We start from the raw sequence: 17,013 nt of genomic DNA, 5'->3' as shown, positions 1-17,013 counted from the left end.
TCGGTTCCGTTATGCACCACGGAATTACATCACTTCGAATTGCTTACGCTCTGCCGGCGGAATGGAATTCGACCGTTCGAACGACGCGGTAGGTGATCGTTACGTGGAATAACGGAAAACGCTGTGCTGCTGCCTGCGCACGGTGGAATCCAGGTGCAATGTGTGTAACGGAACACACTTTGCGGTGTTAAGTAACGAATCTTAACTTGATAACGATCCGGCTTCTGTACGCTCCGTGAGTTCAAGAATTCGAGTGCCAGGAGGGTTCGTGGCACTGCCCACGCACGCATCCGCGGAAGATGCGATCGCCGTATCCCACCGGGGTGCCGTCGCGCGTCGACTGTGGGTGGCGACGTACGTGAAGCGACTGGTTGTCACCGACACGTTGATCGTGGCGGCGGCGGTCCTGGCGGCGCAGTGGGTCCGATTCGGGACTTTCGATGTGCAGGTCCAGTCCAAGGCCGTCAGTTTCGTCGGCTACGGCCTCGTGACCGTTGTTCTGGTTGCCCTGTGGCTGTCCGTCCTGGCGATCTTCCGCACCCGATCCCCTCGCGTGGTGGGAAGCGGGGACGAGGAGTACCGCCGGATCATCTCGTCGACGTTCTGGATGTTCGGCGTCATCGCCATCGTGGCGCTGCTCGCGGGACTCGACCTGGCCCGCCTCTATCTCGCAATCGCCCTCCCGACGGGATTGGGGGGCCTGCTACTCGGCCGTTGGCTCTGGCGCAGGCGAGTGACGCGTTGGCGCGAACGCGGTCAGTTGCAGACCGCGGTGCTGGTCGTCGGTGGCGAGCGCTCCATCCGTGACCTGATCGAATCCTTCTCGAGGGGGACCGCGGACGGATACCACGTGGTGGGGGCCTGCATCCCCGGTCCCGACGGCCGTCGAGGCGGAACGATCGGCTCGGCCGACGCCGAAATCCCCGTGCTCGGCAGCGAAATCGACGTGGTCGCCGCGCTGGAGCAGACCGGCGCCGACACCGTCGTGATCACAGACACCGAGAGGGTGGGCCATCGCGGTATTCGGGATCTGCTGTGGGAATTGGAGGATTCCGAGATCGACCTCGTGGTCGCTCCGGGAATCATCGATGTTTCCGGGCCCCGCCTCGAAATGCGCCCGGTCGCCGGTCTCCCGCTCATCCATGTGGAGAAACCCCAATATCACGGTGCCAAGAGCTTCGCGAAGACCGCATTCGATGTGGTGTTTTCCGCTCTCGTGCTGCTCGTCGCGAGTCCGCTGATGATTGCGGTGGCGATCGCGATCAAACTCACCAGCAAAGGCCCGGTCTTCTACAAATCCGTACGCATCGGTCTCGACGGACAACCGTTCATGATGTTGAAATTCCGGTCCATGGTGGACGGTGCCGACCGAAATGTAGCGGCGCTGATGGACAGGAACGAAGGCGCCGGGGTCCTGTTCAAGCTGCGAGAAGATCCACGCGTCACGCCCGTGGGCCGAATGTTGCGCCGGTACAGCATCGACGAACTGCCGCAGTTCATCAATGTGCTGCGCAGGGATATGAGCGTGGTCGGCCCACGTCCGCCCTTACGGCGCGAGGTGGCGGAATACGACGGAACGGTGCGTCGCCGGTTGCTCGTCAAGCCCGGGATGACCGGGCTGTGGCAGGTGAGCGGACGGTCGGACCTGTCGTGGGAGGAGTCGGTGCGACTCGACCTGTCCTATGTGGAGAACTGGTCGATGGTTGGGGACCTGCTCATCGTCGTCAAGACCGTCCGGGCCGTTGTCGCCGGGGCAGGCGCGTACTGATCTCCGATGCACACTTCCCTGATCGACGCTGTCGTCTTCGCCTGCTACGAACCATCGACGGAACTCCTGGATCGAGTCGTCACGGTGGCGCGTCTCGTGGACCGGGTCTACGTCGTGGACGACGGCAGCCGCACCCTCGATCCGTCGTTCTACCGGTACTTGGATGCGTGCCCGAACGTCACGGTGATGATGAAGCCCGAGAATCGGGGAATCGCGCACAGCCTGAACCTGGGATTCTCTGCGGCTCTGGCGGCGGGCGCGCGGTTCGTGATGACGCTCGATCAGGACACCGTGGTCAACGAGGCCCTGTTCGATGACATGAACTCTGCGGTCGACGAGCTGGAGAGGACACGGCCGCATGCCTGGGGCGCCGTCGGACCGGGGACCTTCAGCGGTACGCGGTACCACCTCAACTCCTCCGAGGGATTGCGGCCGACGCCCGAGATCATCCAATCGGCCGCGGTCTTCAACTCGGAGGGGTTGCGTTCGGCCGGATTGACGGACGAATCGCTGGTCATCGATTCGGTCGACACGGATCTGTGCCTGCGGCTGCGGACCCAGGGGTATCAGGTGTTCGCGGACGAACGAGTACAGATTGCGCATCCGATCGGCAGCGGAGGATCCATCCGCATCCTCGGTCGCCGGGTCTCGGTGACCCACCACAGCCCACTGCGGCGGTACTACATCACCCGGAATCGCCTCGTGATGTTCCGGCGGTACGGCCGGCGGGAACGGCGGTGGTTCCTCGTGACGCTGCGTCGGCTCGTGATCGCGACCATCCTGGCGTTGACGATCGAAGATGCGCGCGGAGCGAAGTTCCGCGCGGTTATCGCCGGCATACGGGACTTCCTTCTCGGCCACAGCGGTCCGGCTCCGAGCCCTCTTCGCTCGTCGATCGATGCGGAGGTCGACGACGGCACCGCAGTGGTGCTGGTGACCCACAACGGGATGCGGTTCCTCGGTGAGCAGCTCGCCTCGATTGTGGGTCAGTCGACGCCACCCGAGGCGATTTACTACGTGGACGATCGATCCTCCGACGGATCGAGCGAATTCGTCCTCGACTACTTCGCCACGCATGGTCCGATCCCGGTGGTGGTCGTCCGGACTCCCGAGGTCCGCACGAGCGATCTGTACACACGGATCGCCGCGAACTTCGAGACAGGCTTGCGGGCCGCCGCGTCGAAATACCGATACATCGCGCTGTCTGATCAGGACGACGTATGGGAAGCTGACCGACTGGCGCTGCAGCGCGACCGTCTGTCGTCGGGTCGCGCTCTCCTCACGGTCGGGGACGGGTTGCTGATCGATCAGGACGGCGTGCCCACCGGGGCGAAGCTGCGTGATCGCTTTCCGGTGCCGGCCGCGTGGCACGAGGCGACATCTGCCGAGCGGATGCGACTGCTGCTGCGGCACCCGATGGCAACCGGGGCCGCGATGATGATCGACTCGCGCATCGTGCAGTATGCGACGCCCGTGCCGGCCGGATGGCTGCACGATCGGTGGCTCTCTCTCGTCGGCGCAGCGGTCGATTCGATCGACGTCGACGACCGTGTGGTTGTGCGATACCGGATTTCGCCCTCACAGGTCGTGGGGACGCGGGGACAGGTCGACAAGTCCGGTTGGGAGTACCTGGCCGACGGAGGGTCGCGACCCTCGCTCGCGGTCCGCAAGATCGGCCACTTGTCGGGGCGGTTGCGGGCTCTCGCCGACAGTGAACAGATCCGCGCCGAACTGTCGGTCCACCGAGTCCTGCGCAGTTATCTGGGGAACCGCGGACCGGAGGCAGCATGACCACCACGTCGTTCAGGGGAGTGGTCGCTCCGATAGAGTCGGACGACGCGCAGGGTTGTGGGGGCCATGCCCAGTGGGACGTTCAGGTCCTGGTCGCGGCAGAAAACACCGATGCAGGGAGGCGCTTGCCGTTGTCGATAGTCAGGGAATTGGTCGACTCACGCGAGTTGGTACTCAACCTCGTTCGCCGCGAGGTGAAAGGCAAGTACAAGGCGACGGCGCTCGGTCAGCTGTGGTCGTTGGCGAATCCGCTGACGGCGATGGTCATCTACACGGTGGTGTTCGCCTTCATCATCCGCATCCAGCCGGAACCCGGTGATCCGAGCGGCGTCGACGTCTTCGCCGTGTGGCTGCTGTGCGCGCTGCTTCCGTGGACGTTCTTCACCAACGTCGCCAACGGCGGGATGATCGCGTTCGTCGGCAACGAGAACCTGGTCAAGAAGGTCTACTTCCCCCGCATCGCACTCGTCGTATCGAACTCGATCGCATGGCTCTACACGTGGGCGATCGAGATGCTGGTACTGCTGGTCGTTCTGCTCGTCATCGGCGCGAATCCGTTGCCGTGGATTCCGGTCGTTTTGGTGGCCATGGTGTTCATGTGGTTGTTCACCACCGGAATCTCGATGATGCTCTCGATCGCGAACGTCTACTTCCGCGACACGCACCACATCATGACGGTCGTCCTGCAGTTGATGTTCTACCTGACGCCGATCGTCTACCCCGTTTCGCTCGTTGCCGAACAGTCCGACCGCATCGGTCCGCTCTTCGGGTCGGTCACCGTACTGGATCTGTATCAGCTCAATCCGATCGGGCATTTCGTCGAGGTGTTCCGCAACCTGCTCTACGACAACCGATGGCCCGACCTGTCGACCAGCATGGCGTGTGTGGCCTGGGGGATAGGCACTTTCGCGGTGGGGTACTGGGTCTTCAAGCGGCACGAAAAGGGATTGGCGGAGGCGCTATGAGCACGCCGGCGGTAGTGGTCGACGACGTTTCCAAGAAGTTCAGGATCTATCACGAGCGCAACCAGTCACTCAAGAGTGCGGTGATGCGGCGGCGACTGTCCGTGCACGAAGACTTCTGGGCGCTGAAAGATGTATCCCTCGAGGTCCCGGCGTCCTCCACATTTGCCTTGGTGGGGGACAACGGTTCCGGCAAGTCGACGCTGCTCAAGTGTCTCGCGAAGATCCTGTATCCGAACTCCGGCAAGATCACTACGCACGGCCGGATGGCGGCTCTGCTGGAGGTGGGATCGGGGTTCCATCCGGAGCTTTCCGGACGAGAGAACATCTATCTCAACGCCTCGATCCTCGGTATGACGCGCAAGGAAGTCGAGCGCAAGTTCGACGAGATCGTCGCGTTCTCGGGCGTCGAGGAGTTCATCGACCAGCCAGTGAAGAACTACTCCTCCGGCATGTACGTGCGCCTCGGCTTTTCCGTCGCCATCAACGTCGACCCGGAGGTGCTCCTCGTCGACGAGGTGCTCGCCGTCGGTGACGCCGCGTTCCAGGAGAAGTGCGCGGAGAAGTTCGCGCAGTTCCGTCGCGAGGGTCGGACCGTTGTCGTCGTGTCCCATTCACTCGGTCAGCTGCGGAACATGTCGGATCACGCTGCGTGGCTCGAACACGGGCAGCTCAAGGAGGTCGGGCCGGCCGACGTAGTGATCGAGAAGTATCACGATTCCACCCGCGGTGATCTGCATGTCGATGCGGATGGCAACGTTCATTGGGGTTCGGGCGAGGCCAGAGTGGAAGCGGTGGAAGTGTTGGATCCCTCGGGCGACCCACTCTCGGGACCGATTTCGACCGGATCGGAAGTGACGATCCGGATGCACTACAGAGCATCGGAGCCGATCGCGGATCCGATGTTCAGTTTGTCGCTGGAAACCAAGGACGGCATCGTCCTCTGGGAGAAGAGCACCAGGGGGCAGAAGCATGTTGTCGACAAGATCGATGGCCCCGGAACTGCGGACTTCACCGTGCCGGCACTCCCACTTGCGGCTGGAGAGTTCGTCCTGAATGCCTCTATTGGGGATACGGCAACGCAGCACGTTTTCGATCATGCACGGGCTGTCGCTGCAATCCAGGTGGCAAGGAGAGAAGAAGCTTCCGGAGTCGAAGGAGGATGCCTCGATTTCGGAGGACGATGGACAATCCCTGGCAGGGTGCGTACATCGCCAGAACTCGTCACGGACCGGCGATCCAATTCTTAGACGACATCAGTCGCGCCAAGGCGCGACATTCGTAGATCGGTGCGACAGGATGTCGCGGTCCAGACCATGGAATTAGAGAACCAGCGTGCCGGGCGCAAGCACTTCACCGGTGAAGGGAATCTAGAGCTAATGGAACAGGTAGCGGTGCCAGCAGAAAACGTCACAGTCGTTGTTCCTGTGTACGGAGACTGGGCGTCCCTCGACAAGTGCATCGCGTCCCTGCAGCGACATCTCGATCCCCGACACGATGTCCTGCTCGTCAACGACTGTGGCCCCGAAGTCGATTCGATCGAATCCAACATCAAGCAGTCGATTGCAGGTTGGTCCAACTTCAGCTATCACCGTAACGCGACGAACCTGGGGTTCGTGCGCACCTGCAACCGGGCGGTGTTCGAACTTGACCTCACCGACAACGACATCCTCCTTCTCAATAGCGACACAGAGGTAACTGAGGGTTTTGTCGAGGAGATGCTTTCGGTGCTCTACATGTCGGAAAAGCACGGAATAGTGTGTCCCCGCAGTAACAATGCCACCATCGCTTCGGTGCCCGTCAAGTTCATGGATCAGGGGCAGGTGGATCGCGAGATCGAGTACTCGCTGGAAACCTACTCGCGGATTCGATCTCATCTTCCGCGATACTCGGTGGTTCCAGTTACGCCCGGCTTCTGCATCCTGATCAAACGCAATCTGATCAGAAACTTTGGACTCTTCGACGAGGTATACGGACTGGGGTACAGCGAGGAAAACGACTTCTGTCTTCGGATCAACAAGTTCGGCTACTCATCTGTGATGGCAAATCACGCAATCGTGTGGCATTTGGAGAGTCGTAGCTTCACTTCCCGCAAGAAGGCCGAACTGCAGAAGAGGAACGAGGGGATAATGCTCAAGCGTTACCCCTACTACTTGGGCCACGTCGAGAAATACCTGAAATCGTATATCGATCCGGTGGACTGGTTTGCTGATGTTATTGGGCGGAGTGGCAAGATCAAAGTGCTGATCAATCTCCACCACTTGCCGACGTTGTTCAATGGAACGTCGAAGAATGCATTGAACTTCCTCACCTACCTGGACTCTGCGCGTAGCAGGTTCGAAAATGTGGAATTCAAGGTAGTCGCAAACGACGACGCGATAGATTTTCATGACCTGCGTTCATTCGGATTCCCAGTGATGCGACTCGATCAAATTGACGAACTCTTTCACATCGGCTACTGCCCCAGTCAGATATTCCACCGCGAATCGCTGCTGGCGATGAACCGCTATTGTTTGAAAATTGCCTTCTCGCACCTCGACATCATCGCGCTGCGAAGCAACGCGCTACTCGCTCACGACTACCGCGTCCGAGATGTGGTCGAGGATTCTCTGATTGCAGCGGACAAGATCATCTGCATCAGCCAATTTACGATGGACGACACTCTCGCCTACTTCGGGGATTCGTACGACGAGACTGCGAAGAAGATGGTCGTTGTCCATCAAGGCTTCCAAGTATCCCCCATATTCGACGGAAGCGAGATCTCTGCGCTGGACGATGAAATCGAACAAATCGTGTGTCGAGGTGGGTATATTCTCGCATTCGGAAACGACTTCGATCATAAATTGATGCACGAAGTAATCCCCGAGCTCGCAAAGTGCAACGAAGAGGTTCTCGTACTGGGGCCCCGTGAACTCACGGGCGCCGAGGATCATCCGAATTTGCATCTGGTACCGGGCGGTGGCTTGTCCGACCGTGCGGTCGATGGATTGATCGAAAACAGCGCGCTGATCTTCTTTCCGTCGGCGTACGAGGGATTTGGTCTTCCCATTGCCGAGGCAGCGAAACACCGACGGCCGCTGGTGTTGGGCGACACAGAGGTCGCGAGAGAGATCGGTCGACTCTACGATTCCGCCATTTCGATCAGCTACTTCAAGCTGCTCAATGAAATCCCGTCAGTCGTGAAGTCGGCTCTTTCGACAGATCAAACAGAACTGGATTCCAGCGGTCGCACGATGGACGACTACAGTCGGGAAGTTGCCGACCTTCTGGTTGCGGTGACCAAAGAAGAGGTCGACTGTGCCCACCTTCGCGCGCGCTGGCGGCGCTTCACTAGACTTCCCGATCCCGTGTATTACGGTGGGTCCATCAGGGTGCAACTGACGACGTACCTCAGGCGCCGAAATCCATCGATGTACCTTGCCTTGCGGACCGCGTATCGACGTCTTCGACCCAAGAGTTGAGCGCTACATATTGGGCCCCCGCCCCGTCTCCCAAAGTCGATGGCGGGTAGGACGGGGATAGTAGGCAACGGGATAACGAAGGTTGGATTTTGCTTGTCCGGCTGGCGGCACTAATTTTCGGCGGTTGCAGATGTTGAAGGTGCAGGATTTTGGAAAACGTAACGTTGTCGATATTTCCGCTGAGTCGATCGATTCATTCGATGGAACGCTGATATTCACGGGTGATGACAATATCGTCCGAATCGGACCTAAATGTCTCAGCAACGAGAACTTGAGGTTCGAGTTGGGTTCATGCAGTGTGATCGAAACTGAGGGGCAAACCGCGCTGGACGACATGTTCGTTTACGGTCTCAGGCGAGCCCATCTGACGATAGGCTCCGGTAGCGGCTTCAACGGCGCAACCAGGATGCTGATGCATGAACCGGGGAGAATTCAGATCGGGAGGGGAGCTCTCTTCGCCGGGCAGATCGACGTTTCCATTAGTGATATGCATTCAATAATCGACATTGAGACCAAAGAGCGAATCAACCCGCCTGCGAATATTGTCCTCGGTGATCGAGTTTGGGTGGGTCAACGCAGTATGATTCTCAAGGGGGCGCAGGTCGGCGAGGGCTCGATAATTGGTGCTATGTCGGCCGTTTCCGGTCAAATCCCGGCGAATTCTGTCAGCGCCGGGGTGCCTGCACGGCCGCTCCGTTCAGGGGTGACTTGGCGTTTCGATCTCGTTCCGTGGCCTGGTCATACAGAATCGGATCAGGTGGATCCGTCAACGGGTGCTCCATATTTTCAGCAGGCTCGGGGCCTCGGTCGTATTGCTCGTAAGACCCGTTCGGCTCTGGGACGCTTGGAGAGGGCCGGCCGCGTCCTCAGACATGGTTAATCTCTTCTTGGATCGCGCTTGTCGATGAGATCCTTGAGGAGGGCTTCGTACCTGAGTTAGGACATTTGGCTTAGTACCCCGTTTCGAACCCGAGGCGGGACAGAATTTCCTGTTCGGCGGCCGGGATCTGCGGAGGGAAGTCCTGGACGGCACCGTTGATCGCGATCGTCGAAGTCCGCAGCGGCCGCAATTGCTTGACCACTCGTGCGATCGCGACGCCGGTCTGGTCTTGAACGCAGCGCGCCACGGCCAAGGCCGCGAACACGATGGTCAGGTGTGCTTCGATCGCGTCTTTGGTGCGGTGGAACATCGGCCGTGCCCGCAGGTCGGTCTTCGACATGCGAAACGACTGCTCGACATGCCAGAGGTCGTGGTACTTGCCGATCACCTCACCCGGTTCCATGAGCGTGACCGGGATGTTGGTCACGTAGCCCTTCAGCCCGACGAGCGACCGCGCCCTGCCCAGTGCGGCTTCATCGAGTTGCTGGCCGCCGGCGGTGGTCTTGACGAACCGAGTGGCCTTGGCCTTCTTTGTGCCGTCGACGACCGACTTCGCCCGCGCTTCCTGCGCGTTCAATGTTTGGTTGTCGCGCACGGCGCGTTTGCGGGTGTACTGCCAGATCGCCCGCCACGAGGTGGTGTCCCGAGTCGGGTTCCAGACCGGTTCGGCTCGCTTCTTCACGGTGTTGACCACGCTGCGCGCATGCCGGGGCGTGACGGTGTCGATGATCTGCCCGTCGGTGAACACATCGCCGTGCCAATGGAAATGAGAGGTCAGATCGTTCGGGGCCTTGGTCACCCGGGAGCCGACGATGAACTTCAGACCGGCCTCGTCCAGCGCGGTCAGGTTCGAGGCGGACAGCATGCCTGCGTCGGCGGCGATGACCATCTCCACCCCGTCCAGGTCGTGGCGGGCCTGGAATTGGCGCACCATCGGGACCAGGGTGTGGGTTTCGGCCTTGTTGCCTTCGAAACAGCCGATCTCGAGCGGGAATCCGGTGCGGTCGACGAGCAGGCCGACCACGATCTGCGGATCGACCCGGCGCTCCTTGCTGTAGCCCACCCTGCGGAGGTCGTCTTCCTTCTCGGCCTCGAAGTACAAGGTGGTCACATCGAACAGCAACAACCCCAACCCGCCGGTGGCCGCGGCGTACTCGAAACAGCGGTGCGCGATCCGGTCCCGGTAGCCGCCGGTGACGACCTGCGTGAGGTGACGTTGAATCGTCTTGTACGACATCGGATTCGCGCCGAGATCGTCGAGGACACGGAGGGCGTCGATCTTCGAGGTCGGTTCGACGATCCGCGCGATCACCAGATCCCGGAACACCGGATCGTCGAGGATGCCGAATCCGAGCCGGTCGTAGACCGAGGCGAGTACGTCGTAGAGCAGCCGGGCGGTGGTGCGCACTGTCCGGCCAGGGCCGGCAACCTCACCACCTGCCGTTGGCGGCGAAACAGGCAGCTGGCCGGTGCGCCAGTCCGCGACGGCGGCGATCTGCTCGACCGGTGACGGTACGTCGAGTTCGAGCATGCCTTGATCGCCGTGCAGGAGTTGCCGCGCTCGTTCGAGGAGGATGCCCAGCTCGACGTCGGTGTGCGCGGATCCGACGTGCGCGATGATCTCGTGCCGGCCTCGGTGTTTGCGCACGACCTGCACCGCGACCGCGCCGGATGCGGTGCGTACTTTCCGCACGAATGCCACCGCCCGAACCTACCTGCTTAGTGTCCCGATCGGCTTCAGCGGGATCGCGAATGCACTGGTGCCAACCCTGCCCAGTCTTCTACCCGCCAGTAATGTCCTAACTCGGGGGGGTGACTTGGCGTTTCGATCTCGTTCCGTGGCCTGGTCATACAGAATCGGATCAGGTGGATCCGTCAACGGGTGCTCCATATTTTCAGCAGGCTCGGGGCCTCGGTCGTATTGCTCGTAAGACCCGTTCGGCTCTGGGACGCTTGGAGAGGGCCGGCCGCGTCCTCAGACATGGTTAATCTCTTCTTGGATCGCGCTTGTCGATGAGATCCTTGAGGAGGGCTTCGTACTCGCGCGCGTAGTTCGATCCATCGAAGGACAAGGCAGCGTACCGATTGCGCTGTGACATCGCGAAGAGGTCGGTTTCCGAGGACGTGGCGGCGCGCGCGATGGCGGCTGAAACCGCCGCTCCATTTCGGGCTTCGAACAACCAGCCGTTGGTGCCGTCCTCCACGACCTCGGAGACCCCGAACACATCCGCGGCAAGTACGGGGAGACCGAAGGCCATCGCCTCGAGGATGGATCGAGGTAGCGATTCGGTGTCCGACGCGCTCACAAGGATGTCGGAAATCATGAACCATTTGTAGGTGTCAGGGTCCACATCGACCAACCGTACTGCGTGTCCAAGGTTCAAGTCGTCGATTGCCTTCCGCACGGCGAGACCGTAAGGCGTTGGCTGGAAGCCAACGATGATCAGCTTGGAGTGTGGGCTCTTGTCGAGGATCGATGCGAAGGCGTGCAACAGTGCAAACTGGGACTTTCGCTCCTGAACGATTCCCATGCACAGCAGGATTCGATCGGAATCAGTGAAACCCAGTTCGCTGCGGAGCTCCTCGCGGTCGTGCGTGTCTTGATACGTCGCGATTGCCTCGAGGTCGATGCCGTACCGGACCGTTCTGGTTCGGGCGGTTGGTTCCGCTTCCTCGAACATCTTGCGCGTCGCATCCGCGACGAAGACATTGAGATCCGCCCCCCTGAGCGCGCTGCGTGCTCGATCACCGATCTCCGTGGGGAGCTGGCGACCCCAATAGGCTTCGTTGAAGACGTCGATGTCGAACGACTCGTGGATTGCCCAAACGACAGGTATTCGGCACGATAGTGCGGCGTCGACTCCTATGAATGTCGCCAGCGTGTTCGCCAGCACGGCGTCACACCGCCATGTCGCCAGTATACTGCAGAGTTCGGTGACCCGATCGACGTACAATTTCGGTTCGAGCGGCATCGGTGATCCGAGATGGACTGGGATACCGGCTGATTCGAGCTCGGCGCGAAGCACCCCGTCTCGGGGTGATATTACGAGGAACTCCATGGTGGCGTTGGTGGCCAGCCGGAGGAGTAGTTCCTGGATGTACAGTTCACCCCCTCCGAGATCCAGAGAGTGCACAAACACAGCGATTCGGGGGCGCGAGTCGATGGGGGAACGCGGTGGAACTCGACGCGCCAGGGTAGGTTCGGGAAGGCTCTGCAGAGGAGCCGATTCTTCGATTCCTACTGTTATCGGCCCGGACATCCAGACGTTGCCACTCGAGCCGGTTGCGCGAATCCGAAGGGGCAGTGCGGGGGGCAACGCTCGTCCTCGGATCGGTACGACTCCGGAGTAGCCGGCGCCGATGTCGAATGTCAGGCCAGTCTGTTCGGCGGCAAGAATATCGGGTCGCGGTTCTCCCCGGCGCAACCGGCTCGGTGGTTCGTCGTCCAGAATCAATTCGACGGTGTCTGCGGCCTCGCCGTCCACGATGGCCCACCCGGTGACGTGAAGGACATTGCCCGTGACGGTATCGCCGTGTCGAGGATGGTCGAGCCCTCCCATGGTCGTGCCGTGCTTGGTCGATCCGGTTCGGGTCACTCGAAGAGTTCGCTGTCCCAACGATTTCTTGTGCCCGTCGTCGAATGCTACGACTTCGAGGATCTTGCCTGACCATGACGGTTCGACGGTGAGTGCGATGGACCATCCGCTATGTAGGAATTCTTGGAAGACTGCGAAGACATCCGGCCGGTCGAGCGTCGGAGTAGCCTGACCGATGGGTCGTCCGTCGAGCTGGACCTCGACAACAACATCGCCGGTGCCCCGCACGGTGGCGGCCCACCCGTGAACAGTGAATCTCCTAGGTCGGAGGGATATTTCGGGCCCCGCAATATCCCAGGATCCCAGGACGGGACTAAGAAGACCAAACCTGCGGAAAGGTCGGCTCAGCCGGGCGCTCGCGGTGATGACGTGACGACGGGCATCACCTGACAGCCTATGTACAGAAGACCGGCTCATGCGGGTACGGTAGCCCACCCGTATGAAGCGACGGATTCGTGGCTAACCCGATCTCTGCCCAGGTGTGCCCGGACATCTGCTAGAGGCCGAGCGATCGCGCCAACACAGGCCACGAATCGTGGAAGTCGTCGTTCCAGTAACCCCACGAATGGGTTCCGCTGTTGCGGAAGCTGTAGGTCGCCGGGATATCCAGTTCGGTCAGACGATCTGCGAGACGGTGCGTGCAGTAGTTGGTGACCGCCTCGATCGAACCACCCGCGTAGACCTGACGGAACAACGTCGCTGCGCTGCCGTCGATGTGGGGACCGTCGAGGGTTTCGTACCTGCCGGGGAGCCCGTTGCCCGTGGAGATGAACAGCTCTGTGCCCCGGAGTTTTTCGGCGTTCACATACGGATCGTTTGCCGCCCATTCCGGATCGTTTGCGGGACCGTACATATTGGCGGGATCGCCCTGGCCGTACTCGTCCATCGACAGGGTCACGATCGCGTAGCCGAGCGGGTCGCTGATGTTGGCGCAGCCGCTGTAGAGGGCGACACCCTTGTAGAGTCCCGGCTTCGCGATCGCGAGCTGCAGCGCGGCCGTGCCCACACGCGACATGCCGGCGACCGCGTTGATCCCGTTGGTGCCCAAGGCCGTATCGACGATCGGGGGAAGCTCCTCCGTCATGAACGTGCGCCACTTGTTCACCCCGAGATTGGGATCGGGATTCTTCCAGTCCGTCCAGTAGGCGTTCTCGCCGCCGATGGGGTAGACGACGTTGACGTTCTCGTCGGCGAGGAACTCCTCGACGTCGGTCTTCTCGCTGCGGGTGGCGCCGTCCAGGAAGTAGAGCGTCGGACGGGCGACGCTGGTGTCCGCGGGCCGTTGCACGTGCACCGGGACCACACGCTGCATCGACGCCGAGTAGACCTCGAGGACGAGGTGGCGGTCGTCGATGTCGGTGACCGATTCGAGTCTCGAATCGTCGGCGGAGGTCGAGGAGGCCACGTCGGTTCCGGTCTCGCCGACGGGATCCGCCACTGCCGCGGTGTGGCTGGCGAGTGCGACGCCGACGGTGAGCAGCGAGGACAGTGTGGCCGCGCGGACCTTGGGTGACAGGGTTCGTCGATTCATTCTTCGTCCATCGTTCTCAGAGGTGGGCATTTCGGCCGGTTGCTGCTCGCGCGTCGATCTGCGAGATCATCGCCTTCTCGTACGCCGCGCACACACCGTCCCAGGTGTAGTGGCTCGCCTGACGTTCGCGACTGCGCCGACCGAGGTCCGACTGGAGCTCGGGATCCGACAGGACCGCTGCGAGTTCCGTTGCGATGGCGTCGCCGTCCGGTCGAACGAAGCGGGCGGAGTCGGCGAGAACCTCCCGGTTGAACACCGTGTCGCGCGCCACGATCGGCGCGCCGCACGCCATTGCCTGCACCAGGGCCGGGTTGGTGCCGCCCACGCTGTGTCCGTGGAAGTAGACGCCGGCGTGCTGCCACAAGGCGAACAGCTTGTCGTCGTCGCTGACGTGCCCGAGCCAGTGGATGCGGTCCGAGGAACGGGACAGCCGATCCGCCTCGGCGTCGAGTTCGTCGCCGTACCCTGACGATCCGACGATCACGACATCCCAATCGCGACTGAGTTTCTCTGCCGCAGCGAAGAATTCGCGCACCGAATTTTCGGGCACGAAGCGGGCGACCATGAGGGCGTAAGACCGTGACGGCAGTCCGTCCACGGGTGCGAGTTGCGGGGGAACGGCGCCGCCGTAGGGGATGAAGATTCCGTCCCGCTTCCATTCACGCTGCCAGCGGCGGGCGATCTCGTGCGAGTCGTAGATCAGACAGTCGGCGAACCGAGCGGTGAGATGAGCACCGCCCTTGAACACCGTCTTGGCCGAGGTGCTCCACTTGTCACGTTCCCATTCGATGCCGTCGACGTTGAGGACGGTGGGAATCCCGCGAGCCTTGAGCAGCGGCAGCCAATAACCGTTGGCCACGTTCATGATCAGTGCGACGTCCGGTCGTCGCCGCGTGGCATGAGCGGCCGAGGTCAACCCGTAGGACAGGGTGCTCAGTGCCTTGGACTCGACGCCGGCGGTCGTGACCGTCTTGACGCGCCGATCGCGACCGGGATCGTCGACCACGGTGGTGCCGTTGCGCCCGTAGACGGTCACGTCCCATCCGCGATCCACAAGATACGGGGAGAGCTTGCGCACGAGGGTCTCGAAACCCCCGTAGTAGCTGGGATAGCCGCGCGTGCCGAGGATTGCGACCGAACGTCCTTCTTCGGTCATCAAGTGGTCACGCATTGCACACCGGGACGTCGACGGTCACGGCCGGGGTGTCGACCAGAGGCTGTATCGGCGTCTGCGCGACGCCGGGTGCGCTCGGCTCGGTCATTTCGAACACGACCTCCACGGTCTCGCCCCGAGGGACGGCTGTGCGGATATGGAAAACCGGATGCCCCACTTCGGTTCCGCGGAGCGGGAACGCCGAATTGCCGTCGACGGTGACCTTGTCGAGCCGGGCACCTTGTGTGGCGACCAGGCTGACCATCGGGAGGTTGGATCCCATGGGGACCTTCTCGGTTCGGGTCTCCATGATCCCGGCGACGTAGCGCGGATAGCCGACCACTTCTTCGGGCGCGTCGTTGTGCAGACGGACCGTGACGGTCGACTTGCGGGTGTCACCCGTGCAGGTCTCCGCCCGGTACTCGATCTCGCGGCGCAGGTAGTAGTCCATCTTGTTGCCGGCGTGGTTGTTGATCACGACTTCGGCGTAGGGCGCCGGGGTGTCCGCAACCGTGTGGCCGATGGCGCTGTCGGCGAGAACCTCCTGCTCCTCGGGATGGTCGCTCCACACCGCGATGCGGTTCTCGCTCACCGCCCGCGACAGCGCGTCCATCAGCGCTTTGGGCGACTCGATGGAACCGGTCATCTTCGCGACGACCGCGGCGGCGATGTCCTGGAGGTACTGCTTGCGGGCGTTGTTGTCGTCGGCGAAGCGCAGGTAGTTGGAAGAGAGCGTGACGTCGACGATGTTGCCGGCATCGATCACGTCCCCGTTGGGCAGCGTGACGGGCCCGATCGCTTCGAGGACGTAGCTCAAGGCGATCGGATCGGTGGCGATGGCACCGTCGACGCGCTGACCGGACTGCTGTTCCCACAGGGATTGCCAGATCCGGCCGGTGTACGGGAAGTGGGAGCTGAAGTTGCTGTTGCGGATGTCGGTGGTGACGGAGTCGGAGAACGCGTACGTGGCCGCGAAATCGGGACCGAGATCCAGGGGTTCGAAGCTCTCCCAGTAGGGGACGTCGTTGTTCGATGCGAGGGTGTCGATCCCGACCACGCCGTTCTCGGCCTTGACGACGCCGAAGCCGCCGACCAGGCCGCCGGTACCGCGTGCTTCGGCGGGCGTCTGGAAGGCCATGAAGTAGTTGCGGGGTCCGTCGGCTCCGAGCATCGCAGGCAGAACCTGGGCGACGTCGGCACCTTCGTCGAGCGCATCGGCGAGTCGGGCGGTCAGATCCCGAACCTGGACCCGGGCGTTGTCGACCGGTGCCAAGCCGGCCTCGGGGATCCGTGCCGCCTGCTCGGCGAGCGGGCGCGTCGCGATCGCCGCGTCGGCGAGGATCGGCTCCGCGTCGCGCAGCAGGGCGACGTCGATACGACCGCCGGGGGCGACCAGCGTGTCGAGGGAGAATGCGCTGTCGGCCTCGACAGTCGGTCTTGCGACATTTGCGGTGAGCCCCTGGGTCACCTTCGCGATCTGGTGCACCGTCTCGAACGGCGCGCCGGCGCGAGGGATGAGGCGGAGGACTCGCCAGGGAACCGATTCGGAGGAGTCGACTGCGCTCGCTGCCGACGACTCTGCGGCGTCAACAGCGTCGCCGGCGGCACTCATGTCCCCGCCGAGTGCGGCGTCGATGGCAGACTCGGCGCTGGCCTTCGCGTCCTGCAGGCCGTCGTACACCCTCCAGGTGGAGAAGCCGAACCACAGGATCACTGCAGCCCCGACAACACCGCCGGCCACGAGCAGTGGGCGTCGCAGGTTCCTTCCCTCCCGGAGGGCGCCTGCGCCGGTCGGCTCAGTGCTGGGCCGATCATCCATGAAATGCAACTCCTAGGCTTCCGTCTCCGCCGATCGGTAACCGGATGTCGAA

The 17,013-nt window shown here is 62.0% G+C and carries 11 protein-coding genes; 6 read left to right on the top strand and 5 right to left on the bottom strand.

Translation table 11 applies throughout. The features are described from left to right. Positions 1–274 precede the first annotated feature (274 nt). From M1M07_RS12375 to M1M07_RS12350, 6 genes are all read left to right on the top strand, one after another. A complete protein-coding gene (locus tag M1M07_RS12375; RefSeq protein ID WP_248674370.1) occupies positions 275–1,768 on the top strand; it encodes a sugar transferase in 1,494 nt (497 codons plus the stop codon). A gap of 6 nt (positions 1,769–1,774) precedes the next feature. Further along, on the top strand, positions 1,775–3,559 hold the full coding sequence (locus M1M07_RS12370) for a glycosyltransferase (RefSeq protein WP_248674338.1): 1,785 nt from the start codon (positions 1,775–1,777) through the stop codon (positions 3,557–3,559). Positions 3,560–3,708: 149 nt separating this feature from the next. Beyond that, on the top strand, positions 3,709–4,524 hold the full coding sequence (locus M1M07_RS12365; RefSeq protein ID WP_248674337.1) for an ABC transporter permease: 816 nt from the start codon (positions 3,709–3,711) through the stop codon (positions 4,522–4,524). After that, complete coding sequence (locus tag M1M07_RS12360) at positions 4,521–5,771, top strand: ABC transporter ATP-binding protein (RefSeq protein ID WP_248674336.1); 1,251 nt, start codon at positions 4,521–4,523, stop codon at positions 5,769–5,771. Before M1M07_RS12365 ends, M1M07_RS12360 begins: the two co-directional genes overlap by 4 nt. 66 nt (positions 5,772–5,837) lie before the next feature. Beyond that, positions 5,838–7,982, top strand: coding sequence for a glycosyltransferase (locus M1M07_RS12355; protein ID WP_248674335.1), 2,145 nt, complete (start codon positions 5,838–5,840; stop codon positions 7,980–7,982). 130 nt (positions 7,983–8,112) lie between these two features. Further along, positions 8,113–8,862 (top strand): acyltransferase, encoded by a 750-nt coding sequence (locus M1M07_RS12350; protein WP_248674369.1) that lies wholly within the window; start codon positions 8,113–8,115, stop codon positions 8,860–8,862. A gap of 70 nt (positions 8,863–8,932) precedes the next feature. Here the strand turns inward: M1M07_RS12350 and M1M07_RS12345 are convergent, their stop codons facing one another. From M1M07_RS12345 to M1M07_RS12325, 5 genes are all read right to left on the bottom strand, one after another. Further along, entirely contained in the window at positions 8,933–10,564 is a 1,632-nt protein-coding gene (locus M1M07_RS12345) for an IS1634 family transposase (protein ID WP_248674334.1), read from the bottom strand. A gap of 283 nt (positions 10,565–10,847) precedes the next feature. Next, entirely contained in the window at positions 10,848–12,686 is a 1,839-nt protein-coding gene (locus M1M07_RS12340; RefSeq protein WP_248674333.1) for a glycosyltransferase family 4 protein, read from the bottom strand. A gap of 268 nt (positions 12,687–12,954) precedes the next feature. After that, positions 12,955–13,989, bottom strand: a complete 1,035-nt coding sequence (locus tag M1M07_RS12335; RefSeq protein ID WP_248674332.1) for an alpha/beta hydrolase family protein — start codon at positions 13,987–13,989, stop codon at positions 12,955–12,957. A 16-nt stretch (positions 13,990–14,005) separates the two neighbouring features. Continuing rightward, a complete protein-coding gene (locus M1M07_RS12330; protein ID WP_248674331.1) occupies positions 14,006–15,145 on the bottom strand; it encodes a glycosyltransferase in 1,140 nt (379 codons plus the stop codon). A 7-nt stretch (positions 15,146–15,152) separates the two neighbouring features. After that, positions 15,153–16,961 (bottom strand): DUF4012 domain-containing protein, encoded by a 1,809-nt coding sequence (locus M1M07_RS12325; protein WP_248674330.1) that lies wholly within the window; start codon positions 16,959–16,961, stop codon positions 15,153–15,155. Between the last annotated feature and the right edge of the window lie 52 nt (positions 16,962–17,013).

It is taken from the genome of Rhodococcus sp. HM1 (assembly GCF_023218075.1).
GTDB lineage: Bacteria > Actinomycetota > Actinomycetes > Mycobacteriales > Mycobacteriaceae > Rhodococcus.
Note: the sequence above shows the minus strand (reverse complement) of the source record. Positions and strands in the feature narration are given on the sequence as shown.